Origin of the sequence: Bacillus sp. BK450 (genome assembly GCF_004364885.1) — a bacterium.
GTDB classification, from domain to species: domain Bacteria; phylum Bacillota; class Bacilli; order Bacillales; family Bacillaceae; genus Bacillus; species Bacillus safensis.
The window spans coordinates 101533-126611 of record NZ_SOBQ01000003.1 but is presented as its reverse complement, the minus strand read 5'-3'; the positions used below and the strand labels follow the sequence as shown (position 1 = coordinate 126611).

Below are 25079 nucleotides of genomic sequence, written 5' to 3'. Positions count from 1 at the left end.
CTTTTCTAGTAAACTTTCTTTAGCTTTGCCTGTACCACGAGACGCCCGCTTTTAGGTGCAAGCACATGATCACAGGTCGATAAGGTGAGGATGAGGTCATCTGTGGACACGTCTGTCTTCGTTTGATAGATTGATTTCTTCCGCACAGCTTGCAAGTAGTGCGCATATTCGCCAAGATCTTGAAAATCGGTTTGAATATAGTCGAAGTCAACCGTCGTTTCATACACAGCAAAAATCTCCGCTTCATAGCTTTGATACAGCGTATCGTACTGAAATGTCCGGTGCTCTTGGAAGAAATCTTTTTTTAGATAGTTTGTTAGTCCAGCAAACATGGATCCATCCCTCATCCGATGGCCGTACACCACTGTATTGGGGCTTTCATGCAGGACGTCATTACGATAATCCATAAAGATACTGCCTGCCCGGGTGTCGTTTTTTAAATAATTACGAGTTAAGTAGAACGCATTATCGTGAGATTGAACGATCGGATACTGAATCATCGTATCCTCCATATTGATCCAGCCGACAATGTCCTCATTCACCTTCCGCAGCTCATCAAATGACGAACGGATCTTTCCCGTCTCCCGTTTTTCATTCATTTCTTCATGTCCATACATCGTCTGGGCCTTTGCAAGCACCTGGCGATTTTGATAATAACCGAAAAGTTCGAAGCCGATAGCTGTCCCGCTATAAATCAATACGCCTAAACAAACGATCGTCAGCATCCGCTGCCAAAGCCGTTTTCCTCGTTTCACACTGTCTCACCTGCTTTTTGCCCAGCTTATATACCAACAGGCACGATGTACATCCCTGTTTCTGCATCCTGTCTAATCGTGACGGACACATCATAAATGTGACGCACGTTTTCCTCTGTTAACACATCGTTTGGCTGTCCCTCACTGATAACCTGTCCATCCTTCATCGCTATGATGATATCGCTGTAGCGGACAGCCTGATTCATGTCGTGCAGCACCATGACAATCGTTAATCCATGCTCGGCATTCAGTTCACGGATCAGCTCAAGAATGTCAAATTGATAGTAAATATCCAAATAAGTTGTCGGTTCATCTAAGAAAAGGATCGGTGTTTTTTGCGCAAGTGCCATCGCAATCCATACACGCTGCCGCTCTCCACCTGACAGTGAGGCGAGCGGCACCTTTCGTTTGTCCGTTAGCTTTGTACTGGACAGCGCCCACTCTATCGCTCTCTCATCCTCTTCCTTGTCTCCTCCGCGCATCGTCTGGTACGGCGTTCTGCCGAATGCCACGACCCGTTCGATCGTTAAATCAAGCGGCGCTTCATTTTGCTGATGGACGACAGCGAGCTTTTTTGCCAGCTCCTTTGGCTTGAATGTATTCAGCGTTTGCCCGTCTAAGTGAATTTGCCCTTTATTTGGACAATGATTATTCGCCATTAAGGAAAGCAGCGTCGATTTTCCCGAGCCATTTGGACCGATAATGGTTGTGATTTTCCCCTTTTCAATCTTTGTTGTGACTGATTGAACGATGTCCTTCTGCTGGTCATATGAGAATGACACCTCACGAATGTCCATGGAGACGGTCCCCCCTTCTTAATAAAAAGATTAGAAACGGCCCGCCAATCACGGCCATGATCGTAGAAGCAGGAATCTCATTTGGCGCCACAAGCGTCCTGCCAAGCGTATCAGCCGTCAAAATAAGCAAAGCCCCGCTTAACGCAGAAAATGGAATCAGTACCCGATGATCCGAGCCGACAAGCCTTCTTGAAATGTGCGGAATGAGCAAGCCGACAAAGGCGATCACGCCCGCTACTGCAGCTGTCACCGCCGCAAGTAAAACGGCTGTGATGGAAATCAAAAGGCGCATTCTGGTCACACGCAATCCTAAATTTTTCGCTGTCTTGTCCTGAAGAGCCAGGAGGTTGCACCACCTGCTGAAGAAGAGTGCAACGACAAGGCCGGCGACACCATAGACACCGATTAAACGGACATCTCCCCACGTTTTCATCGTGAGATTCGACTGTCCCGACTGATTAATCGTGATATTGAAATAGCTGCAAATGGTCACAAATGCTTCAGCCATTCCAGTAAACATGGCATTGATGGCGATCCCAACCAAGATCATGCGGATCGGGCTTAAACCACCCTTCCAAGACAGAACATACACGAGGAAACATGCAATAGCTCCGCCTAATACCGAAAATAAAGGAGAGTAGAAATAAAATTGAGGAAGCGCTGTAATCGCCATTAATGAAAAGAAGCTGGCTCCTGATGAAATGCCAATGACGCCGGCATCAGCTAACGGATTCCTCATGACCGACTGCAGCAGTACACCGGAGACAGATAAGGCGGCCCCTGTAAACATCGCGATAAGCATGCGGGGAATTCTCAAATCTTTAATGATTTCTACCTGTGCATGTTGACCGGTGATGAGCCCTTCTAATAATTCAATTGGGGTGACATGAATGCTCCCAGTAATGGCTGAATAAATAAACACGCAGACCAGTAAGAGACTGACTATCAGAAATAAAATCCCTGTTTTTTTCATCTTGAACGTCCTTTTATCATTAAGATTCGCCGCTTATGACGGATACAACATACGAGTCAATTCATCTAATGCTTCTGCTGCCTTTAAATTGCCTGTTGTCCCGAATAAGCTTTCTTCGAGGTCATACACCCGGTCTTGTTTGACCGCATTGAAATGTTTCCAGATGTCATTTGTTTTGAATTCTTCATCAAACATTTGGACGACTTCGTCTGGCATCCCATGTGCGGCCCGGAGAATGATATCTGGATTGGCTTTTTGTAAATATTCCGTATTGGATGCCAAATACTCCATTTTCTCGCCTTCCACAATGTTCTTTCCTCCTGCGATACGCACAAGATCACCAATATATGAATTCTCTGTCGCCACCAAATAACTGCCTGGCACACCAAGCAAAATCAGAACGGACGGCTTGCGTTTTCCTTTCGTCCTCTCTTGAATGTCTTTCTTTTTTTGCTCAAACTCAGACACAATGCGTTCAGCCTGCTTCTTTCTGTCATACTGATCTCCAAGCTTCGTGATGGCCTTCTCCATGTTGGACATGCTCTCAAGATTTAAGTATGTAGCAGGGACACCTGCTTGCTGAAAGGGTGTCTCTAAATCATATTGAAGGGTTGTGACAGACAGGACATCTGTCGGTTGAAGTGATTGGATGATTTCCATGTCCGGGCTCATTGGGTTGCCGACTTCCGGCAGTCCTTTGTAACGAGCTGGCAAGGATTTTTGACTTGTTGGCACCCCGACAAGATCCACCTCTAAAGCATCCATGATCTCCGCAGCAGCTACAGTCGTTGCCACAATGCGCTCACTTGATTCAGCACTTTTTTTGCCTTTTGCTGAGCTTTCAGCTGACTGTGAGCAGCCCGATAAGATCATGCACACACTGAAGGTGAAGGCAGCGATCAAGGTACATAATATTCGATACTTCAAAAACAGAAGCCCCCTTTCGAAAAAAGAGAGTGGATGCGCCGAGGTAAAAGGCGCATCTCACTTAAAATAAAACGAACTATCTTGTCCGTGTTTGATATTTTCTAACGAGTACGAATAACGAAGCGCCGAATAAAAGAATATACACCCAAAGAAGAGAGGTATCTCCCGTTTTCGGATTCAGCTGTCCAGACTCAGATTTGGTTTGATCATCTGATGGCGTAAATGTCATCTGCTCCGCACCCGTTTCCTCAGGTGCTGCATTCTCAAGTTGATTTGTTTGAGAATCGTGATCATTTGGATTTTTGACAAAGCCGATGCTCTCATCGTCTCCAATGACTGTTGAAATTCCGCTTCCCTCACCAGGAGCGATTCCTTTTGTATTATAGACAAGTTTGACATCGTACTGCTCATGGTAGTTTGCAGCTGGAATATCAATCTTTACGCGTGCAGCCTGAGCTCCACTTAAACTTTTTGCTTCATATTGAATGACACGTGTATCTGCTTTTTGATCTGTTTTCGCGACAAGTGTCTCTTCAAACTTTCCGCCTGTTCCTACTTGGAATGACGTGATGGCTGAGCTGTTCTTCACTGTATATGAAACGAAATGGCGGCCATTTTTTACAACCAGTGTCGCAGGACTCACAACGTAATCGTTCATGCGAGAAAGCTCATCCTTATCTGCTTTCTTCATTGAGAAAGGAAGCTTGTATACACCATCTTTTAGCTGAGCCGTCTCTTGATTTGCTCCGCCGTTATTTGTTTCTGTTGTTGGTGTGTTTGGTTTTGGTGTTTCTGGTGCAGCTGGTTTTTCTTCCTCTACCACCTGCCCGTCCTTCACTGGAGCGATACTCTTTGAATCAAATTGAAAACGAATATCGTAGGTTTGGTCATAGTTAGCGGCTGCTACTACAATGTGTACTTTTCCTTTGACCTCGTTTTTCAAATCATCTACATCAAATGAAACCACTCTTGTATTCTTTGCTTCATCCTTGCTGACTGTTTTGGCTTCTTGATAAGAACCGTTTTTCTCTGTTTTTAAAGAAGCGACAGACTTATGGTCCTTCACCGTAAAGGAAATGGTTTGCTTTCCATTTTTGACAGTTAAGGATGCAGGGTGTGAGAAGTAATCACTCATTCGAGATGCCTCATCCGTATCCCCTTTTAGCACACTGTAATTAATACGATATACGCCATCTTTTAATTGATTTTGCGCAGAATCATCTGGTTTTGTGCCATTGTTATTGCCTGGTGTTGTCGATTGATCGTCTGGTTTTGTACCGTTTTGGTCATCTGGTTTTGTTTCGTTACCATCTGGCTTTGTACTGTTTTGGTCATCTGGCTTTGTTTCGTTATCGTCTGGCTTTGTACCGTTTTGGTCATCTGGTTTTGTTTCGTTATCATCTGGCTTTGTTTCATTATCGTCTGGTTTTGCAGGCGTAACGAGTGTTAGGCTGCTTTGATCAAATGCAAGCTGTACGTCATATGCTTCGTCATAAATAAAGCCGCCTAAATCCCAGTAAATTTTCACCCAGCCGTTTAATTTCGCTGATAAGTCGTCGACATTAAATTTGATCACACGTGTATTGGCTGTTTCGTCCTCACTGACCGTTTCAGTGGTAACGAGAGCACCATTTTGTTCGACCTTGAAATCTGTTATTTCTTTGCTTTGCTTCAGTGTGACATAGGCTGTTTTCTTGCCATTTTCCACAATCAGCTTAGCTGGCTTTTCTGTATAGGTATCCATCATGGACGCTTCTGTGCTGCCATTTTTTAAAATGGTGAATCCGACTGTGTATTCACCATCAACGAATGATGCCGCTTGAGCTGTTCCTTGAGGAATCTGAAACGCAGTCAACAAACTGAATAAAACGAGCAGAATGGCTGCCTTTAGATGAAAAAGACGTTTCAAATGGTGACACTTCCTTCCGTTAATGCTTGATGATCCACTTTCTTGCTAAAAACCCGCCTGAACATAAGACAAGCACAAGGAGCCACCCTGTTTGGCTTGTATCACCAGTTTGAGGATTTTCTTCTTGTTTCGTTGTGGATGAATCAGCTTTGTTCGTTGATTCTTTTGATGGATGCTGACTTTCTGCTGCACCCGCTGATTGATTTGCACTGTTAGACGAAAGTGACTTGATGCTGCTTTCATCAAATTTCAGCTGAATGGTGTAATCATGATCATAATCAGCAGATTTCACAGTGACATGAATTTTTGACGTGATTGGTTTAGACAAGCTTTGAGCCTGGAACTGAACGAGCCTTGTATTGGCTTTTTTATTTGTTGAGAGAACGGTTGTATCGACATAGCCGCCATTTCCTGGTACTTTAAATTCCGTTACCCAGCTGCTATTTTTAATCGTCATTTGCACTGTCAGGTTCCCATTTTTCACTATCACTTTTGCTGGTTTCAGCCAGTAATCATTTGCCATTGAGACCGCATTTCCTTCAGCTTTCAGCACTGTATAATTGACGGAGTATGTACCATCCTTTAATGCGGCAGCCTGTGCGTTTGAAAAAGGCAGCATAAGTGCCAGTAAAAAAACCGCCATGAAGACTGACAGCCTCATTCTTATTTTCATCAAGCGAATTTCCTCCCTTTCTATTGAACAGATGCCGCATCAAACTTGAGACGAATGTCGTAATTGCCTGTATATCCGATAGCCGGTACAGTCACACTCACTTTTGCTGGTACGACCTCAGTCAGGCTGTTCACATTGAATTCTACTGTCCTCTTATTCGCAGCTGTATTTGTACTAATCACCTTCGCATCTTTGTAAACACCTTGATCGAGCGTCTTAAAGCTTGTGATCCAAGAGCTATTCGTTAACGTGACTTGTGCTTTGATTTTTCCATCCTTGACGACAAGCTTGGCTGGTTTTTCAAAATACGTATTCGCTGTTGAAGTCGAATCGCTATCAGCCTTCCAAACCACATATTGCGCTGAATATTGACCATCTGCTAAGCCAGCTGCTGAGGCTGAGCTAACAGGAGCTAGAGCAAATAATAAAACAAAACTAAGGAATAATAATACGGGTGATGTTGAACGAATGACTTTCATGTGAGCCCTCCTAAATGATATTGATAATTATTCTCAATAGACAATAAAAAAAATAACCTTCATAAGTGCTGGAACACACTTATAGATGATTATGATAATCATTATCAATTGAGTTGAAAAAATAAATCTTTGCTTCCTAAAGTCAAAGATGTCTGCTTCTAAATGATGGATTGATAAGAGTTTTAGGCAATCTGTCCCATTCATAATACCATGGCATAACCTCCATTCCATTACAGGGAAAAGAACCCTCTTCTCCTTGATATTATATAATGGGTGAAATAATTGTCAATATCATTTTTCATACTATTGTCTTAGTTTTCTGGAAAATCACACAAAAAAATTTCGATCAGACACACTGATCGAAATGGATTAAGAAGGAACATGTTCCTCCATTTTGCTGTTTTTACGCTCTAAAGACCAAGCATACATTTCACGAATAATCGGTTCAATTTTCTTCCCTTGCACCGTTAATTCGTATTCAATCCGCACTGGAATGTCGGGATATACTTTTTTCTCAACAAGTCCCTCAGCTTCTAAATCCTTCAGCCTTTCTGATAGTAATCTTCCGCTGATGTTCATTTCATTTTCAAGCTGACAAAAACGCTTAGGCCCTGTCAGAAGCTGATTGATGATGAGAATGACCCACTTCTTGCCTAGAATCTCCATGGCATCTGTAATTGGGCAGCCATCTACTTGAGCCATATCTTACTCCCTCCTGATTTTTTCTCTTTTTTTCATTATAACATAATTAATTACTTGAAATAAGTCACTAACTATTATATAGTTTAGTTACTAAAAGTAACAAGGTATTCATTTTTTATAGATTTTCAAAAACATTTGAACATGCCGATGCATATATCATGAAGGAGATGACCGAGCTTGAAGACAATTGAGCAGCTAAGGTTGGGTGTGACAGAATTACATGTGTCCAGCTTTGATCGTTCTTTATCTTTTTATACAGACATTTTAGGATTTACTATATTAGAAAAGACCGATTCCACGGTGACACTTGGCAGCAATGCAAAGGAACCGATTCTTTTGTTAAAAGAAGATGCACAGCTCAAAGAAAAGCCTGATCATGAGCCAGGGCTTTATCATTTTGCTGTTTTATTACCTACCAGAAAAAACCTGGGCACATGGCTGGCACATGTGATCAAAAAAGGCTATCCTTTAATTGGAGCAAGCGATCACTTTTTCAGTGAAGCCATTTATTTAAGTGATCCTGACGGCATTGGCGTAGAAATTTATGCTGACCGTCCTCAGAACATTTGGGTAGGTGAGCATGGAGAACTGAAAGGTGGCGGAAATGCACCGCTTGATGGAGATGGACTCCTGCAGGAAGCCGCTGATACCACATGGGAAGGACTCCCTGCGGGCACAGTGATGGGACACTTGCATTTCCATCTCAACCCAGAAGAAGCAGATTCCTTTTATGTCCATACGCTCGGTTTTCATATCCGAATGGCTCCACCAGCAAGCCTATTTATCGCCGCTGGTGTGTACCACCACCACCTTGCCTTTAATGCATGGGGACGAGGACGAAAAGGCGCCATTGATCCACGTTTCTCAGGAATTAGAAGCTATACACTGGTTTTCCCAGAAGAAGCAGACAGACAATCCGTCATCGAACGCCTGACAAAAGCAGGCACTCAAGTCAACACGACAGGAAAAAGCAGCGAATTTGTTGATCCATTTGGCGTTCTCGTTCGTTTACAGATTGAAGAAACAGACTAAAAAGAAGGTGCAGAATATGGACAAACACACAGAGCTTAAAACAGCCATATTAAAAGATAAAATCAAACGAGTACAGCAAGAAGACGGGTATATATATATCACTGGACCCATTAAACTGCCAGTGAATTTAGACGGCAGAACCGTCATGTTTAACTGGTATTCATGGTTAAAAGATGATGGAAAAGAGCCATTGTCGGATGAAGCTTTAATTGAAAGCCTCTCGTCCCGCCAGCTTGCTGATCATCAGCAGTCAAGCGTTCTTGTATATGGGGATTTTGAGCACGCTGACGAAGCTCTTATCCGCATGCATTCCATTTGCCACACTGGCGATATTTTCGGAAGCAAGCGCTGCGACTGCGGATTCCAATTGAAGCAGTCTATGCGAATGATTGAGGACAATGGAGCGGGAGCCCTGTTTTACTTAGCCAATCATGAAGGCCGCGGCATTGGTCTTTTCAGTAAAGCCATGGCTTATATTCTTCAAGAAAACGGCTACGATACAGTAGAAGCGAACGAAGCACTTGGTTTTGAAGATGACACACGTCAATACGAAGAAGCCATTGCCGTTCTTCAAACACTTCGTACAAAGCCGGTCAGACTCATTACCAATAACCCGAAAAAGACAGATGCGATCAGCCATGCAGGTTTATCACTTTCTGGACGCATTCCGCTTTGGGGAGATGTCTCTGAATTTAACGAAAAATACTTGCAGACTAAAATCAACCGCTCAGGTCACATGAAGGCGGAGCAAGAGGTGCGTACGATTGCCACATCATGAGCGATATATGAAGCTAGCCCTTGATAATGCACGGGCAATGAAAGGTCAGACATCTCCGAATCCGCTCGTCGGGGCTGTGATTGTGCGAGAGAATGAAATTGTAGGAGTCGGCGCTCATATGAAAGCCGGTGAACCGCATGCTGAAATTCATGCACTTAACATGGCCGGGGACAAGGCAAAAGGAGCCACGATTTATGTGACCCTTGAGCCTTGCTCCCATCATGGACGTACAGGCCCTTGTGCGAAAGCACTTGTAAAAGCCGGCGTCGAAACCGTTGTCGTGGCGGCACTTGATCCAAACCCGCTTGTCGCTGGCCGCGGGATTGCCATTTTACAAGACGCGGGTATCCAAGTCATCACGGGCGTACTTGAACAGGAATCCATTCTGATGAATGAAGTGTTTAACCACTTTATTACGAAAAAAACACCTTTCGTGACGCTCAAAGCAGGCATTACCTTAGATGGAAAAATCGCCTCTGCCACGTCTGACAGCAAGTGGATTACATCTGAGACATCCCGTTATGATGCTCACCATATCCGCAGTATCAATGATGCCATTTTGGTCGGTGCTCAAACCGTCATTCACGATGACCCTTCATTAACTGCGCGGATTCCAAATGGAAACAATCCGATTCGAATTGTCTTAGACTCAAAGCTGTCAACACCACTGACAGCAAAGATCGTCACCGATCAGATGGCACCTACATGGATTTTTACAACAAAGCAAGCCGATGAGGAAAAACGAGCGGCCTTAGAAGCAGCTGGCGTCCGTGTCTTCATGACTGACAGCGACACGCGGGTGCCCCTGCAGGAAGTGCTTCAAGTGCTGGGAGAAAAAAATATCTCCTCTCTCATGATTGAAGGCGGCGGCCAGATTAACGCCTCGTTCTTAGAACAGCAGCTTGTAGATAAATTGGTCATCTATATGGCGCCTAAGCTCATTGGCGGACGACTTTCCCCTTCCTTTTTCGGAGGCGAAGGCATACGCCTCATGAGTGATGCCATTGAACTGGATCAACTCACCGTGGAACCACTTGGAAAAGATATCAAAATGACGGGCTATCCCGTTTATCAATAACAAGAAGGCTGTCGAGAAAATCTCGACAGCCTTCTTGTTGTCTTCTAGTCTCTTCTCTCTAAAAACTCAATTCGATTCCCAAAAGGATCTTCTACATAAAACCGATTGGCTCCCTCCAATGGCTCATCTTCACTTATACGAATATGATGCTTCAATAATACCTCTTTTAATTCCGATAGGCTCTTTACAAGAAAAGCTGGATGAGCTTTCTTTGCAGCTTGAAAATGTTCCTGAATGCCAATGTGAAGCTGATGATGACCGCATTGGAACCAGACACCTCCGCGTTTAGCTAGATTACTAGGCTTAGGTATTTCTTTCATCCCTAAAATTTCGCCAAAAAACAAACGAGCTTTCTCTTCACTGCCTTTTGGAGCAGCTAGTTGAACATGGTCGATTCCAAAAAAGTTTGACATATTCCCCTCTCCCTTTCTTTTCTCAATTGGTTTTTCTATGTAGGGTTTCTTAAGTTTTTGCGATGCTGAGCAATATTTGATTGTTACTTCATTGGCGGGCTTGATACTTTGAGTCTTTCATTGAGGTGTTTCTTACGATGTAGGGTTTGAATGACAATTTTAAAAAACAGAACTCCCCTGGTCATGAAAGTTCTGTCCATCTAAGTCTCTCTTATAATAACAGTTGAAACCAAGACATATCATGTCAAGGTGTATGGGCGGTGATTCATTTTGGCGAAACTTGTCGTAAAATGTTTCATGTGAAACATTGATCGTTACTTCCCTTCGACCAGCCTGCCAAAGCTTTCTGGTGAAAGTCCCGGTGAAATGCGGACGCGGTGCAAGGACATCATGCCTTGTTCCTTCTTCGCATGTCCTGGTTCAGTGGTGACAGCCATTTGATATCCAGCTTCCTTCGCCAGCTTCAACGTCTCTTCATTATAGCGCCCGACAGGATAGCTGACCATTCTCGTACGCTGAGAAAATCGCTGATCGAAGAATGCCTTTGATCCTTTTAATTCCTCTTCCTGCTGCTGCTTTGATAATCGGTTGAGCTCTAAATGATGAATCGTATGACTCTCAATCGATATCCCATGTGCCATCATCTCATCCATTTGCTCATCCGTTAAGTGATTTGGACGGCCAATGGATTGCTCAATCATGAAAATCGTTGCTTTCATTCCATACTGCTTTAAAATTGGAAATGCCTTTGTATAGTTATCCGTATATCCATCATCAAATGTAATGAGGACACTCTTCTTACTTGGCATCGAATTTGTTGTGAAAACGCGGTACGCCTCTTCTGGCGACAGCGTGACATAGTCATTGTCCTTCAGCCATTTCATATGAGATGCAAATTCGCTCTTAGGCACACGTAACGAGTTGCCGCTTGAGATACTATGATACATCAAAATCGGAAGCTCGACCGGCTCCTTTTGCTTCATCCAGGTTTTTGTCTCTATCACTGCCGTTTCTTTTTTCTGCTGTATCTCTTTTGTTTGTAATAAACCCTTTTCCTCTTTGACGACTTGCTGGCTTCCTTCCGCCTGCTCCTTTATTCCCATACAGCCCGAAATGAGCAGCAGTATAAGACCAATCGTCATCAGCATACATGTTTTTTTCATTCACCAATCCTGCTTTCTCTTTATCTACCGAATGATTATAACAGAAATTGGTTATTCATTGACAACTATTTTGACAGGGTATTCATTTTTTTACACATTTCGATCATTTCGATGGCGAGCAGATGGATGGTCTCTGTTGTGAGCATTTGATCTTCTGCATGTATCAGCAGTAAAGAAAACGGAAGCTGTTCACCTGCCGCCTCTTTTTGAATCAGCGACAGATGCAGGTTGTGGATGCTTCGAAACGCTTCCTCCCCTTTTTCGATCAACTGCTGCGCTTTTTCAAAATCATCAGCTCTTGCTAGACGAATCGCTTCTACATAATGACTTCTTGCCTCGCCTGCATGGGCAATGATTTGAAAGGCTGCTCCCTGCATTTCCTCTAATACCGTCATCTGCTTCTCCTCCAATTACTTAAGATTCATTTGCTAGTTTCAGTGCATGCTCTAGAATTTTTTCTCCGTTTGCTGTTCCGTATAATCTCACATTGACGACATCGACAGGGATTCGATAAGGTGCCGCTGTTTTTTCTGCTGCTTTTTTCATAAAACTAACTTGCGGTCCAAGTAAAATCGCCAGTACATCCTCTCCATGCTCTTCTAGTTCATCCGCAATGGCTCCTTCAGGTATAGCATAAATATAGTAATCCAGCCCTTTAGCTTCTGCGGCAGCCTTCATTTTGGACACCACAATGGACGTTGACATTCCTGCTGCACAAGCGAGAATGATTCGTTTCATATCCCATCACTCCTATTGATAAATGACTTCTGTTTCAACCTGCAGTTCCCTTGTTTTGATTAATGTCTGGTACCAATACGCAGATGCTTTCAGCTGACGATTTCGTTCATTCTCCAGCTGGATTTCGACTAATCCGTAGCGGTTTTTAAAGGCATTCATCGGTGAGACATTGTCTGTAAATGCCCAAAGCATATAGCCTGTGCAATTTGATCCTTCTGCTTTCGCTTGAAGTGCCCGCTTCAAATGCTGGCTGATAAATGAAATGCGATACTGATCATCAATGATACCGTCTTCTGTTTTAAACCGTTCTTCCTTTTCGACACCCATGCCATTTTCTGCCACAAACCACTCAATATTTCCGTATTCTTCTTTTATTCTCATCCCCATATCATAGACAATCTTCGGGTAGATTTCCCAGCCTCTGAAAGGATTCATTTTTCTCCCTGGAAGCTCAAACATATCGTAATAATAGGATGGATGAAAAGGTGTTCCTTCGTTCCAAGCCTTACTCGGTGCCTTGACACGATGCGGATAGTACAAGTTAAGCCCAACGACATCCACCGTATGATTCTTGATGATCTGAAGCTCTTCCTCTGTGGAATCGAAAAGAATATCATGCTTTTTCAACACATCGATCAGTTCCTCTGGATACTCCCCTTTGATGGAAGGATCTAAGAACACTCGATTAAAAAACAAGTCATACATACGTGCCGCTTCTTGGTCATGCGGGGCAGACGATCTTGCATACGTCACTTCTGGATTGAGAATCACGCCGATTTTGGCTCCTGCCGATTCCTTCAACCCCATCTCCTGAAACAGCTTCACCACTTTTGCTGTTGCCAGAGCTTTATGATAGTTCCACTGCATCCATTTCTTCGTATTTTGCTCAAACGGATATCGGATCGCATCTAGATAAACACGTGTCTGAACAACAATCGGTTCATTAAAACTAAACCAATGCTTGACCCGGTCTCCGTAGCGCTCAAACACCTTTTCTGCATAAAGTACAAACAGCTCGACAACATGCTTTGATGACCATCCGCCGTACTTCTCAAACAAAACGGCAGGAAGTTCATAGTGCTCTAAGCAAAACATTGGTTCTACACCTGCTGCGATTAATTCATTGATCAGATCATCAATGTAACGAGCATATGCCTCATCCACTATCCCATTCTCGTAATCTATGAGAAACCTCGACCAGTTGATCGATGTCCTGTAATGTGTCAGCCCAATCTCTTTCATTAAGGCTACATCTTCAGGGTAGCGCTCGTAAAAGTTTGTCGCACCAGCAGGACCATAGCCTTCGTGCCACACATGATATCCTTCCTTATACCATAAGTCGATGTACGAGTCCTGATGCGCCCGCTTTCCCTTCCATCCCTCGGTCTGCCAAGCAGAAGCCGCAGCACCTAGGATAAAATCACTTGGAATCTCAATTCTGTTCATGTCGCCGCCTCCCTTTTCTTCGTCTGAATGTTTATTCTGAATCTGGTGCCGCTTCTGGCTTGCGGTTAGACAAGAGTACAAACGGTAAATAGATGAAAACAGCCACCACAATACAGATAAGCTGTGTAATGACAGCGCCCATACTGCCAGCGGTGGACAGCCATGCATTCACAAGCGGCGGTGTCGTCCATGGCACCATCACGACCGCTTTTCCAGCGAATCCTGTAGCCGTCGCAATATAACCAATCGTACCTGTCACAAGCGGTGTGACGATAAATGGAATCGCCATCACAGGGTTTAGCATGACAGGTAATCCAAAAATAACGGGTTCATTGATGTTGAACAGTCCGGGTCCTGATGAGAGCTTGGCAATACTTCGCATCTCTTCCCTTCTCCCAGCAATAAAAATCGCAACCAAAAGACCAATGGTCACACCTGAACCACCGATGCTCATATACACATCCCAAAACGGCATCGTGATGATATTCGGTATCTCTTTTCCCTCTTGAAATGCTGTCATATTCACTGCAATCGATCCTAATAAGAGCGGCTCCCGGATCGGCTTAATCATCTGGTTGCCATGGATGCCGATCACCCAGAAGAATTGCGCCACAAACATCAACGTTAAAATCCCAGGCAACCCCTGTACAACACTTTCTAACGGACGCTGCACCACGTTATACACTGCTTCATGCAAATAAATGCCTGTCACACGATGAAATGCAAAGCCGAATGAACTAATGATTGTAATTGTAATGATGGATGGGAAAAGTGACGAAAAAGATGTTGCCACATTCGACGGAACCGAATCCGGCATCTTGATTTGGAGCCATTTCACCTCGGTCAGCTTACAAAAAATCTCCACAGATACGATCGCAATGATCATCCCTAAAAATAAGCTTTTTGGATCAGAAAATTGTCTTGCCAACACGTCAACAACCTCACGCATCGATCCATCGACTTCAAGAAGAAGTGTCGTTGGAATAACAGATATAAATGAAATCAATGCCATCAATCCTGGGAACAGAGACTTGTGACCGTTGATTTTCCCAAGCTCAATCCCAATGAGGAACACAGCCCCAATGGTTAAAAAGTTCAGCGTGGCATAATTGATTGCCTTCATAATAGGCTGAAGCTCTGCTAAAAACCTGAATATCTCAAAATGAGCAAGCCCTGTCTCCGGGCTCATGATCATATTCGCCACCAGTACAGCAAAAGCTCCTGTAATGATGATCGGCATCAGTGTGACAAATGCCTGTTTAATCGCCATAATATATTTCTGGTTGGTGATGCGATAAGCCACATGCCCCATAACATCTGCCGCTTTCTCCTTGAAGCTCATGATCCGTCTCCCCCTTTGCAAAAACTCGTGATCATCCTCCTTTTTGATGTTATTTTAAAAGCGCTTTCATTAACATCTAATCTTTTTCCTCACAGATGCGGAAATGGGTGCCGCGTTTTTTCATTTGGATACTCCAATACTTGAAGCGCAGCTGTCAGTTCTTCAAATGAAGCGGCTTTGATGAGCTGTTCCACCACTTCCTTCCGTTCTGTCAGCCGCACAAGAAATTGATAAAGCGACTGTAATTCTTTTTGATACGTCTTCTGGATGCTTAACAAGCATACGACTTGTACTCGATCTTCTCCCCACAGCACCGGCTTTTTCAACGTACAGATCGCACAAAACGTGTCATCTGTTGCCGGTTTAATTGGATGAGGAATCGCAATCAAATGACCGAAAGATGTGGGTGATACTTGCTCTCTTTCTAACAATAATTGTTCGAACTCTTCTGGGATTCGATGCTGCTCCTTTAGCACGTTCACAAAAAATTGAAGAACCTCTTCCCTTGATTGGAGATCTTGCTGAAAAAATGTCAGCGCCGGACTCACATACCGCAAAACTCCTGTATCCTGTGAATTCTGCACAAATCGTTTCAGCCGCACAATATCATCGTCAGTTAGAATCGTATGTACATCAATGACTGGCACCGGCAATGTGTTTTGAAGCGGAATGGTACTAATAATAAAATCAATGCTTCTTAAATCATACGAAGGAAGTTCCCCGACACTTGCAGTTCCAGCGATCTCCAGCCTTCCGTTAAAAGCTGCCGTGAGTTTATGAAGAAGAAGCTGGCTGCTGGCGACACCCGTCGCACACACAATAAGACATGTCTTCTTTACATGCTGTGATTTTGTCCGCTCGATTGCAGCCCCAATATGAAGTGCCAAATATCCGATTTCATCCTCAGGAATCTCAACACCCTCTTTTTCCTTCAGCCATCTGCCCATATAAACACCCGCCTCAAACGCAATGGGATAATGCCTTTTAATGTCTGGTAAATAAGGATTTCGGATGTTCATATTGTATCTAAAGCGATGAATGGCAGAACGTAAATGAAGACTTAATCCAACGATCAGCTCCTTATCAAACTGAATATCAAGTGACATGTGCTCCTCTACATAAGCAAGCAATTGGTGAGTGAAACGAGAATGGTCTTCGTCCAGCAGATGAAATAGCGTATGGCCAGCCTCTCCATATGCCATCATCTTTGCTCCCATTAAGTGAATCGCAATGTACGCCATTTCAGATAACGGAAAATCAATCGCTAATACGCGGCGAATATCTTCTGCCATTTGTTGAGCTACCTGAAAAACTGGCTGCACTTGAATTTCTTTCAATTCCGCTTCTGGCATCTTGACCAGCTTTTTTTCTTCAATTCGTTTGCAGGCGATGGCAATGTGGGTCACTAAATTACTTAAACCGATTTCTGATAGATGAAGTCCGGTAGCTTTTGTACGTGAACGCACGATGTCCTGAATCAATTGATACGTTTCTTCAGGTAACAGTGCAGCATTCGCATGCTCCTGCTGAAACACATGCTCTGCCATACAATATCTTAATTTCATTTCATCACCTGTCAGACGAAGGCCATATTTAGGCCGGTGCGATATAGAAAGTCCATGCAATGAAAACAAGTGCCTGACAGCTTTCAAATCATTTTTCACTGTAGATTCACTCACAAATAATTCCTCTGCCAATCCCTCTAATTTGATATAGTCTTCTGACAGAAGCAGCCTTTTTAATAGATAAGCCACACGGTCCTCAGGCTGATTGGGAATGGACGGTTCCTTTTTCTCATTCCTTTCTCTCAGTGACGTTTTCAAAAATGTACGAAATGCTCCATAATCTTCAACGCTCAATGTATACCCTGCCCCGCGTTTAATATGCAGTACGGCACCATGTTCTTCTAAGATCATTTTAAGCGCTTTCATATCTGTGCGGATGGTTCGTGATGTGACTCCGATTACACGGGCAATTTCTTCACTTGTCAGTTCCTGCTCCGCTTGCATCAATCGTTTCAGAAGCTCCTCCTGACGTAGAGATAGCATGGGCTCTCCTCCCTTGGCATTTTCTTTTGCCTATCATCATAAACGAAAATAGAACTCTTTGCCCAGTATTTCTTTCAAATCGGGAACCTAGATATGGCTCATTCGTATGAATATGAAACTAGAGGAGGGATGCATTATGGGTACTTTTATGTTTGTTATCATATTCGTTTTTTTAGGAGCCATCATTGCCAACCAGTTCACATCAAAGGATAAACGTGCATCTGCTAAGCGTTCTGCACATCATAGCTCAACGACAAGCACTTATACTGATTCGTATACCCATCACGCTTCTGATGCCTCCTGTGGGAGTGATTCAGGTGACAGCGGCGGTGGTGGATGTGACTAAACAAAAAAACAGCCGCCTTTTAAGAGACGGCTGTTTCGTTTATGGTTTTAAAGAGCTTTCCAGCCCCGTTCAATCAAATGTTTAACATCCTTTGCAAAATCCTCGCCCTTTTCCATCACGTCCTGAGCTCTTCCTGCAAAATTACTGGCAACAGCCAGCTCCATTTTTTTCAATTCAAAGTGTAAGATTTTTTGATCAATCTCTGTTATATATTTTTCATATTCATTGTTGACGACGTCGTGCATCACGCTGTAAGCATCTTTCCGGTGGCGATGAAAGTCGGTTCCTCTCTCGCCTTTCCATGACGAATCTAGTGCAGGCTTCTTAATTTCTTTGATATCTGACTGGGCAAGATCTTGTTCTGTTCGAATATTACTTTTGGCTGTCTTTAACCGAGAGATCATTTCGTCAAATTCTGCACGTTTGTTCTCAATTCCCATATGCAGATGGTGCAGCATCTCGGATAAACTCATGTCATCCACCTCTATCTGACCTCATACGAAAGCACGGCGTGAGCGCCTTTGGAAACCATCGACTCACTTGATTTTTCCAATCCTGACATTTCTATCGTTCTGCTTTCATTAAGTATAGTATAAGGCGAAAAGCCTCAGGCTTAAATAGGGAAAAGGTGTCCTTTTAGCGACGCGTTTGGAAGAAAAACGGAATAATACAAGGTCTTACACCCTGAATTTAATATGAGACTTTAATACCACACTCACATTATGTCAATGGTACCCATAAATAAAAGCGATTGTGCTGATTATTTTGCAGCAATCGCTTCGTCTTGTTCTTTTAATGTTTTCACGTTAGAACGTGTATCCTGAACATTTTTAATTAAGGCTTCTTTAAAGCTTGAGACCATTTCGCTCACTTCTGCTTCACGTGCCGTCCACTTGGTTACAAATTCAAGGCTGTTTTCACCCGCTTTATCTGCTGCTTTTTTCATCGCTAAAGCTTCGACGGCTTGGGAGACTTCATCTAGTTTATCCATAACTGTTTGGTAGTTTAACTTAATTTGTCCCATTGTGATATCCTCCAGATTTGTTCAGCATGAAACTCGTTTACAAGCTGCTCCATGCTTTTGAGATCAAGCGTTTTGCGTCCTCTACTGCGTCTTCTCCTTTTTCAGCAAGACGTGCGGCGTCTCCAGCTAAGGAACTGGCAAAGGATAACGCAGCTTGTTCTGCTTCTAATGTACTGATTTTGAATTCGATACGGCTCACGTAGCGTGGGTATTGATCGTTCACGATCGTTTGCAGCGCATCATGTGCTTCATTTCGGTCTGTTTTGAAATCTTGGCTTCGCTCACCTTTCCAAGAGGTCCCAAGCTTTGGCTGCTTGATTTGCTTTAAATCTGTTTCTGCCGCATCTTGTTCACGTTCAACCTTGCTTTTCGCCTTTTTGAGTCGAGCGATTTTCTCTTCAATTTCTGCTTTTTTATTTGAAATGCCACCGTTAAGGGCAGACAGCATATCCGATAAGCTCATATGGGTTCCTCCTCCTGTCAAAAAATAAAAACGCTGCTTAGAGTCTCTCTAAACGAGCGTAAGGTGAATAGCACTTTTTCCAATATTGTTATTATAAGGTTCAAAGACTCATGTTTGAATAGGGATTTGTGCCCTTTTTATGGGATAAATATGCTTTCATTCTGCTTCGCACTACCCCTTTCGAACTCTTTTATAGGAGGTCTAAGTTCCTGTCCATTTGCTATTTGTCACATATAGTCTTTCGGTCCTAGGACAAACAAAGCCGCCCCGTAAAGGAGCGGCTTTTGCAAACGGCTTATGAGGCCGATTCTTCTCTTTCTTGTTGATCTTTCACGTACCAAATGAATTTACCTGTATATCCGTAAATAATCGCAAGACCAATGGCGACAAAGCTCAACCACATAAATGGTAAATAAGAGAATGTCGATACGCCAAGAATTCCTGCCATGTAAATTCCGTTATCTGACCATGGAACCATACCAGACGTAAGCGTACCACCGACCTCAGAGTTTCTGGATAAAACTCGTCTGTCTAACTTTAATTTATCGTAGCTCTTTTCCATAATTTTTGGTGTAAGGATTAACGATACATACATCGCACAGCCAAAGATATTGGCGAAGAACGCAACAACGAGTGTAGACAGCGTTACATTCCCTGCATTATGTAATTTTTTCTCAAATGTCGCGACGATGACTTTTAATACGCCTAAATATTCTAGTACTCCACCGAAACCAAGTCCCAGGATAATCACCACTAGAGACCCTAACATATTAACGATACCACCGCGGTTTAACAATGTATTTAAGAATTCTACATCTGAATTAATAGAGAAACCATTATAAGCTGTACCAAGTGCATCGGCTGGATTCATTCCTTGGAATGCCATTGCCCAAACTGCGCCAAGAAGCGCACCAATCGCAATAACAGGCATTGAAGGCTTTTTCAAGACAAGTAATAGCACAACAATAAGCGCCGGAATGATCATCCAAATATTAATCGTGAATGTATCTTGCAGTGCTTGTTTCAAAAATTCTACTTTTCCTTGATCAATATTTTTTCCGCCATACATAAACCCAGTAATTGTAAACATAATAGCAGTTATGACAAATGCAGGTATGGATAAGACCATCATTGCTCTAACATGTGCGAGCACGTCCACTTTTGAAAGTGAAGAAGCAAGCACAGTACTATCAGATAAAGGGGATAACTTATCGCCAAAATAAGCTCCAGATAAAACAGCACCAGCCACGATAGGTAATGGAATTCCCAAACCTTCACCAATCGCAATCATGGCAATACCTGCGGTTCCAACTGTCCCCCATGATGTTCCTGTAGCAACAGACATAATGGAACAGATAATCAGTGTAGCTAGTAAGAAAATATTAGGATGAATAAATTCCAGTCCATAATAAATTAATGTGGGTACCACTCCGCCGGCAATCCATGTTCCAACAAGTGCACCTACAGCAATTAAAATCAAAACAGCCTCTAAACCATTCGATATCCCTTTTGTAATGGCGTTTTGAAGATCTTTGTATGAATGCCCCAATCGAATACCTAAAGCAATAACCATAAACCATGAGATAAACAATGCTAACTGAATATCTAATTTGAAGTAAAGAGTAAATGATAAAACAATCGCTAAAAACAAGCCAAGTACAGCTACGACTTCTAAAATAGATGGTAGACGTGGTGATTTCATTGTGTTTCCTCCCTTTGTGCGTGCGTTAAGCGTTTTCAAAATATTGTGAAAAAAGTGTGTCAATTCGAAAGAAAGTGAATTGCCTGTTTTTCTCTTTTTCACAGGCAATTCCACATATTAATAAAATAAAATTTTTGATATTATTATCGCTCTAGGAGCTCTGCACCCGCAATGCCAGGCTTTGTCATCTCAAATGGATTTAAGATAATATCAAGTTCTTCTTCCGTTAAAACATCGTACTGCAAGCAAAGATCTCTGATCGATTGTCCTGTTAAAATGGCTTCTCTTGCAATTCTAGCGGCTGCTTCATAGCCTAAGTGAGGGTTCACGGCAGTGATCACGCCTGCACTTTTTTCTACATATTCTTTCAAACGTATTTCATTTGCTTCAATGTCCGCTAAGCAATGATCTGTGAATGAGCGGAATCCGTTATTCATTATACTAATAGATTGAAGCAAGTTAAAGACCAGAACAGGCTCCATCACATTTAACTCAAGCTGACCTGCTTCAGAAGCAAGACAGATCGTGTGGTCGTTCCCAATGACTTGGAATGCGATTTGGTTAATGAGCTCTGCCATGACTGGATTGACTTTCCCAGGCATGATGGATGATCCAGGCTGACGGGCCGGCAATGCGATTTCAGCAAGACCTGCGCGCGGACCAGATGCCATTAAGCGAAGGTCATTGGCAATCTTAGACATGTTCATCATACATACTTTTAAAGCGGCGGATACTTCTGTGTAAGCATCTGTATTTTGCGTTGCATCCACGAGATGCTCTGCGCCTACAAGAGGAAGACCAGATATATCAGCGAGCTTCTTCACCACGATCTCAATATAACGAGGATCTGCGTTTAAGCCTGTCCCAACAGCTGTTGCACCCATATTGACTTCATATAAATGCTGTTTTGATTGGTTGATCCGCTTAATATCACGGCTCAGCACACGGCTGTAAGCTTCAAATTCCTGTCCCAAACGGATTGGAACAGCATCCTGAAGGTGCGTACGTCCCATTTTGATCACATGATCGAATTCTTTCGCTTTCTTTTGAAAGACGTCCTGCATGACTTGCATCGTTTCAAGCAGAATGTCTAACTGCTTGAGCACAGCAATGTGGATTGCCGTTGGGAATGAATCATTCGTTGATTGCGACATGTTCACATGTGTGTTTGGGCTTAAATGAATGTATTCTCCCTTTTGATGTCCCATGATTTCTAGTGCTCTGTTTCCAATCACTTCATTGGCATTCATATTCATGGACGTTCCTGCGCCGCCTTGAATTGGATCGACAATAAAGTACTCGTGCAGCTTGCCTTCAATGACTTCATCAGACGCTTGAACGATGGCATTTCCAATTCCCTCATATAAACGTCCAACTTCCATATTGGCTTGAGCTGCTGCTTTTTTCACGATGGCAAAGGCTCTGATTAGTTCCTCGTGCATCCGATATCCTGTAATCGGGAAATTCTCTTTTGCACGAAGGGTTTGAACCCCATAATACACGTCTGCTGGAATTTCTTTTTCACCAAGAAAATCCTTCTCATAGCGATAAGTTGCTTGAACCATCTCTTATGACCTGCTTTCTATAGAATAGTTAAATCACTAAATCTTCTGCGATTGGCGTTTCCATAATCTTTTTGACTTCTCTTGGATCTGTTGTTTTGCCTAGTGCCCACATCAGTTTCGGCACGATAGCTTCTGTATTCATATTTCTTGAACGTGCCACCAATTCTTGATTGATCTTGCGTCCTACCTCATACACACTCATGTCTTCTCCTTCTTCAAGACACTGAGTGGTGATGACAACAGAAATGCCTTCTTCCAGCAATTCGTTGATCTTTTCTAAAAGGTTTCTTCCTTCGAAAGGAATTCCGCCGCTGCCGTAGCTTTCAATGACAACGCCTTTGTACATGCTTTTAACTGCATCTAAAAACTCAGGCTTCAGGCCTGGGTGCAATTTTAACAGACACACATCTGTATTCAAAGATGCATCTAATTTAAGCGGTTTCATTGGTGTTCTTTTTACTTTGCTATTGTATTCAATTTGATGGTTTTCAATTGATGCAATATATGGGTAGTTAATGCTTTCAAATGCATCGTAGCTTTTCGTTCTTAGTTTGATCGCACGTGTTCCTTGGATGACCCTGCCATCAAACACGACATACACGCCGCCAACACCGTCACATGCAAAGCGAATCGCATCTGTGATGTTTTTCTTCGCATCAGTTTTCTTAAAAGTAATCGGAATTTGTGAACCTGTAATCACGATCGGCTTATCAGGATTTTGCAGCATATAAGACAGCGCTGCTGATGTATAGGCCATTGTATCGGTTCCGTGAGTAACGACAAACCCGTCATACTGATCATAATTCTCATAAATGGCTGTTGCGATATCAACCCAGTATTCAGGCTGCATATTTGTACTATCTATACTCATTAGGGACTTTGTGTCCATTGTATATTCTGCATTAATTTCGTTTAAATAGCTCAAAAGATCCTCAGCTTTAACACCTGGAGCTAAACCATTTTCACTCTCTACAGATGCAATCGTCCCACCAGTCGTTAAAAGCAATAATTTCTTCAACAGGTCCACCTCTTTCGTAAAATTACTTCGTTTGTCACACATATTATAAGCTAGCTTGTGCTATTCTATAATATACGCTTTACGCGTACCTTCATTGCCATTATAGTCACATAACGCGAATTAATCAAGAAATTGTTACGCATAACGCGTACATTCTATGTCAAAATATGATATACTGTTGTTGTAAATAAAGGAGCGTTCATGTATGATACTCGATCGTTTAACCACCCTTAGAAAAAAGAAAAAATGGTCTCTCCAGCATACGGCAGATCGCCTAGGTATCGCCAAAAGCACCTATGCCGGTTACGAATCTGGGTACCGACGACCTTCGCTTGAAGCAGTGAAGCTGCTGGCTGATTTGTATGATACGTCCATTGATTTTTTACTTGGTAGAACGGACGAGCCAGAGATACAACGCAAAATCTCTGATATCAAAATTGAACTGACGGAAGCAAAAGAAGGAACCATTCATGTAGACGGCGTTCCCCTAAATGATGAAGAAATCAAACAGCTTGTTGCCTTTATTCGGGCGAAAAACACTCTAAAAGTATAAACACAGAAAAGAGAGGCACCTTATATACAGGTGCCTCTCTTTCCTTTTCCAATCTCAATATGGAGAAGACAGCTGGCTTAATTCCTCTAGCCGCCGCTTCGCTTCTTCTTTATTAAACGAACTATAATAGCGATAATTCTCCTCATCTAAGATGCGGTAATGCTGACTAAGTACATTTTGCTGAAGGCGAAACGTGCCTTTTTTGACAGACGTCCTCCACCAAACCTTGCCGCCAATCGTACGCTCTACTGATAGATGTAATTCATCATGTGCCACAACTTCCAAAATCTCGAGCGGGTCATCCCCTAGGATCCCTTTCAAAATGTCACTATCTCTGAATAATGCACATACGGCCGCGGATTGCGTCCAGTTGAGACGCAGCCTGTTTTTTTCAACCTGCTGTAGATGCCGTTTCGATAGACCAAGTACCTCCGCCATACGATCCTGCGTATAATCCTTTTCTTTTCGAATCCGTGCCATTTGTTCTGTGACGAGGTCGATTACCATCTCTTTATCCATCTCTCATCACCTCTTTCGAGTGTTCAGTCTTTACTGACATCATACACGATTTCTTCGAAAAAGTGGCGCCTCATCCTATAGAATTCTGACAAAAACAGCTTAGTCGGTCTTCTCTTCTCCTTGACCATGCTGCTGTCTCCAATTTTCTTGGGCTGTCTGATGTAAATATGGATAGATCTCCTGTTTGACGGTCTGCTCAAATACTTCTTCATCTAAAATGCTGTACGCCGGAATTTTGATCAATTTCCCATCTACTTTCCGAATGAGCACATCCATGAAAAGAAATCCTCTTATACTGTAACGATGCCTGCGCATGTCAATTGATTGAATATCTTGAAAAGGAATCATTCGCTCCCGATGCAGCACAGCACCATTCTCTCCGCGCTGAATGCGAAAAATCACATTTCCCCTCTTCGTAAAAGCTGGAAAAATCATCAAAAAGGAGATCCAGCCATAGACAATACCTAATAGTCCGCCTAAAAATAAAAACAATGTATAGTTCGATTCAAATGTAAGAGCTTCCGAAAATAACCAAATACCGATGATACCGAAGCCGCCCGTTGCTAAGAATGCCCATACTCTTAAAAAAGGTCTGCTCCTTACTTCTATTACTTCACTTGGATTCAAGCGTCATTC

Annotated in this window: 28 protein-coding genes; 5 read left to right on the top strand and 23 right to left on the bottom strand. The window is 42.9% G+C overall.

Annotated elements, in window-relative coordinates:
• Window positions 1–5: 5 nt before the first annotated feature.
• From srtB to EV579_RS10510, 8 genes are all read right to left on the bottom strand, one after another.
• Entirely contained in the window at window positions 6–755 is a 750-nt protein-coding gene (gene srtB, locus EV579_RS10545; RefSeq protein ID WP_133744392.1) for a class B sortase, read from the bottom strand.
• 26 nt (window positions 756–781) lie between these two features.
• Complete coding sequence (locus EV579_RS10540; protein WP_133744391.1) at window positions 782–1552, bottom strand: ABC transporter ATP-binding protein; 771 nt, start codon at window positions 1550–1552, stop codon at window positions 782–784.
• Window positions 1539–2525 (bottom strand): FecCD family ABC transporter permease, encoded by a 987-nt coding sequence (locus EV579_RS10535; RefSeq protein ID WP_024427509.1) that lies wholly within the window; start codon window positions 2523–2525, stop codon window positions 1539–1541. Before EV579_RS10535 ends, EV579_RS10540 begins: the two co-directional genes overlap by 14 nt.
• A 33-nt stretch (window positions 2526–2558) precedes the next feature.
• Window positions 2559–3452 carry a heme ABC transporter substrate-binding protein IsdE gene (gene isdE, locus EV579_RS10530; protein WP_133744390.1) on the bottom strand — a complete coding sequence of 298 codons (894 nt, stop codon included), beginning with the start codon at window positions 3450–3452 and terminating at the stop codon, window positions 2559–2561.
• Between the two features lie 76 nt (window positions 3453–3528).
• Window positions 3529–5361 carry an NEAT domain-containing protein gene (locus EV579_RS10525; RefSeq protein WP_133744389.1) on the bottom strand — a complete coding sequence of 611 codons (1833 nt, stop codon included), beginning with the start codon at window positions 5359–5361 and terminating at the stop codon, window positions 3529–3531.
• Between the two features lie 19 nt (window positions 5362–5380).
• Complete coding sequence (gene isdC / locus EV579_RS10520) at window positions 5381–6034, bottom strand: heme uptake protein IsdC (protein ID WP_034624143.1); 654 nt, start codon at window positions 6032–6034, stop codon at window positions 5381–5383.
• Window positions 6035–6054: 20 nt separating this feature from the next.
• A complete protein-coding gene (locus EV579_RS10515; protein WP_044334343.1) occupies window positions 6055–6513 on the bottom strand; it encodes an NEAT domain-containing protein in 459 nt (152 codons plus the stop codon).
• A gap of 369 nt (window positions 6514–6882) precedes the next feature.
• Complete coding sequence (locus tag EV579_RS10510; RefSeq protein ID WP_025093788.1) at window positions 6883–7215, bottom strand: winged helix-turn-helix transcriptional regulator; 333 nt, start codon at window positions 7213–7215, stop codon at window positions 6883–6885.
• Between the two features lie 177 nt (window positions 7216–7392).
• Here EV579_RS10510 and EV579_RS10505 point away from each other — a divergent pair, with 177 nt between their 5' ends.
• Genes EV579_RS10505 through ribD form a run of 3 tightly spaced genes read left to right on the top strand, consistent with a single transcriptional unit; the run spans window position 7393 to window position 10103 of the window.
• The gene (locus EV579_RS10505; protein ID WP_133744388.1) at window positions 7393–8247 is read left to right on the top strand and encodes a VOC family protein; all 855 of its coding nucleotides are present in this window, start codon (window positions 7393–7395) and stop codon (window positions 8245–8247) included.
• Between the two features lie 16 nt (window positions 8248–8263).
• The gene (locus EV579_RS10500) at window positions 8264–9025 is read left to right on the top strand and encodes a GTP cyclohydrolase II (protein WP_024427515.1); all 762 of its coding nucleotides are present in this window, start codon (window positions 8264–8266) and stop codon (window positions 9023–9025) included.
• Window positions 9012–10103, top strand: coding sequence for a bifunctional diaminohydroxyphosphoribosylaminopyrimidine deaminase/5-amino-6-(5-phosphoribosylamino)uracil reductase RibD (ribD, locus tag EV579_RS10495; RefSeq protein ID WP_133744387.1), 1092 nt, complete (start codon window positions 9012–9014; stop codon window positions 10101–10103). The genes EV579_RS10500 and ribD overlap by 14 nt, the downstream gene beginning before the upstream one ends.
• A gap of 44 nt (window positions 10104–10147) precedes the next feature.
• Here ribD and EV579_RS10490 read toward each other — a convergent pair whose 3' ends face one another.
• The 7 genes from EV579_RS10490 to EV579_RS10460 form a co-directional block, all read right to left on the bottom strand.
• Window positions 10148–10516 carry a VOC family protein gene (locus EV579_RS10490; RefSeq protein WP_133744386.1) on the bottom strand — a complete coding sequence of 123 codons (369 nt, stop codon included), beginning with the start codon at window positions 10514–10516 and terminating at the stop codon, window positions 10148–10150.
• A gap of 314 nt (window positions 10517–10830) precedes the next feature.
• Window positions 10831–11679, bottom strand: a complete 849-nt coding sequence (locus EV579_RS10485; RefSeq protein WP_133744385.1) for a polysaccharide deacetylase family protein — start codon at window positions 11677–11679, stop codon at window positions 10831–10833.
• Window positions 11680–11744: 65 nt separating this feature from the next.
• A complete protein-coding gene (locus EV579_RS10480) occupies window positions 11745–12074 on the bottom strand; it encodes a PTS sugar transporter subunit IIA (RefSeq protein ID WP_024423898.1) in 330 nt (109 codons plus the stop codon).
• Window positions 12075–12093: 19 nt separating this feature from the next.
• Entirely contained in the window at window positions 12094–12417 is a 324-nt protein-coding gene (locus EV579_RS10475; RefSeq protein WP_133744384.1) for a PTS sugar transporter subunit IIB, read from the bottom strand.
• A 12-nt stretch (window positions 12418–12429) separates the two neighbouring features.
• Entirely contained in the window at window positions 12430–13863 is a 1434-nt protein-coding gene (locus EV579_RS10470) for a glycoside hydrolase family 1 protein (RefSeq protein WP_133744383.1), read from the bottom strand.
• A gap of 31 nt (window positions 13864–13894) precedes the next feature.
• The gene (locus EV579_RS10465; RefSeq protein ID WP_024423901.1) at window positions 13895–15205 is read right to left on the bottom strand and encodes a PTS sugar transporter subunit IIC; all 1311 of its coding nucleotides are present in this window, start codon (window positions 15203–15205) and stop codon (window positions 13895–13897) included.
• Window positions 15206–15294: 89 nt separating this feature from the next.
• Window positions 15295–17253 carry a BglG family transcription antiterminator gene (locus EV579_RS10460; RefSeq protein ID WP_133744382.1) on the bottom strand — a complete coding sequence of 653 codons (1959 nt, stop codon included), beginning with the start codon at window positions 17251–17253 and terminating at the stop codon, window positions 15295–15297.
• 136 nt (window positions 17254–17389) lie between these two features.
• Between EV579_RS10460 and EV579_RS10455 the strand changes: the two genes are divergently transcribed.
• Window positions 17390–17599: a hypothetical protein gene (locus EV579_RS10455; protein WP_073207961.1), complete on the top strand. Its 210-nt coding sequence runs from the start codon at window positions 17390–17392 to the stop codon at window positions 17597–17599.
• 47 nt (window positions 17600–17646) lie between these two features.
• Here the strand turns inward: EV579_RS10455 and EV579_RS10450 are convergent, their stop codons facing one another.
• From EV579_RS10450 to EV579_RS10425, 6 genes are all read right to left on the bottom strand, one after another.
• The gene (locus EV579_RS10450) at window positions 17647–18072 is read right to left on the bottom strand and encodes a YwqH-like family protein (protein ID WP_024423904.1); all 426 of its coding nucleotides are present in this window, start codon (window positions 18070–18072) and stop codon (window positions 17647–17649) included.
• 287 nt (window positions 18073–18359) lie between these two features.
• Window positions 18360–18623, bottom strand: coding sequence for a YwqI/YxiC family protein (locus tag EV579_RS10445; RefSeq protein WP_024423905.1), 264 nt, complete (start codon window positions 18621–18623; stop codon window positions 18360–18362).
• Window positions 18624–18660: 37 nt separating this feature from the next.
• The gene (locus tag EV579_RS10440; protein ID WP_024423906.1) at window positions 18661–19086 is read right to left on the bottom strand and encodes a YwqH-like family protein; all 426 of its coding nucleotides are present in this window, start codon (window positions 19084–19086) and stop codon (window positions 18661–18663) included.
• 295 nt (window positions 19087–19381) lie between these two features.
• Entirely contained in the window at window positions 19382–20788 is a 1407-nt protein-coding gene (gene nhaC / locus EV579_RS10435; protein WP_034281362.1) for a Na+/H+ antiporter NhaC, read from the bottom strand.
• Window positions 20789–20931: 143 nt separating this feature from the next.
• Window positions 20932–22353, bottom strand: coding sequence for an aspartate ammonia-lyase (aspA, locus tag EV579_RS10430; RefSeq protein ID WP_024423908.1), 1422 nt, complete (start codon window positions 22351–22353; stop codon window positions 20932–20934).
• A gap of 28 nt (window positions 22354–22381) precedes the next feature.
• On the bottom strand, window positions 22382–23371 hold the full coding sequence (locus EV579_RS10425; RefSeq protein WP_024427527.1) for an asparaginase: 990 nt from the start codon (window positions 23369–23371) through the stop codon (window positions 22382–22384).
• A 205-nt stretch (window positions 23372–23576) separates the two neighbouring features.
• On the opposite strand from EV579_RS10425, the gene EV579_RS10420 reads away from it, so the two are divergent.
• Window positions 23577–23924 carry a helix-turn-helix domain-containing protein gene (locus EV579_RS10420; RefSeq protein WP_039182556.1) on the top strand — a complete coding sequence of 116 codons (348 nt, stop codon included), beginning with the start codon at window positions 23577–23579 and terminating at the stop codon, window positions 23922–23924.
• A 54-nt stretch (window positions 23925–23978) separates the two neighbouring features.
• On the opposite strand, the gene EV579_RS10415 is transcribed toward EV579_RS10420, so the two are convergent.
• Both EV579_RS10415 and EV579_RS10410 read right to left on the bottom strand, forming a co-directional pair.
• The gene (locus tag EV579_RS10415) at window positions 23979–24443 is read right to left on the bottom strand and encodes a helix-turn-helix domain-containing protein (RefSeq protein ID WP_133744381.1); all 465 of its coding nucleotides are present in this window, start codon (window positions 24441–24443) and stop codon (window positions 23979–23981) included.
• A gap of 99 nt (window positions 24444–24542) precedes the next feature.
• On the bottom strand, window positions 24543–25070 hold the full coding sequence (locus EV579_RS10410; protein ID WP_133744380.1) for a YfjD family protein: 528 nt from the start codon (window positions 25068–25070) through the stop codon (window positions 24543–24545).
• Window positions 25071–25079: the final 9 nt, after the last annotated feature.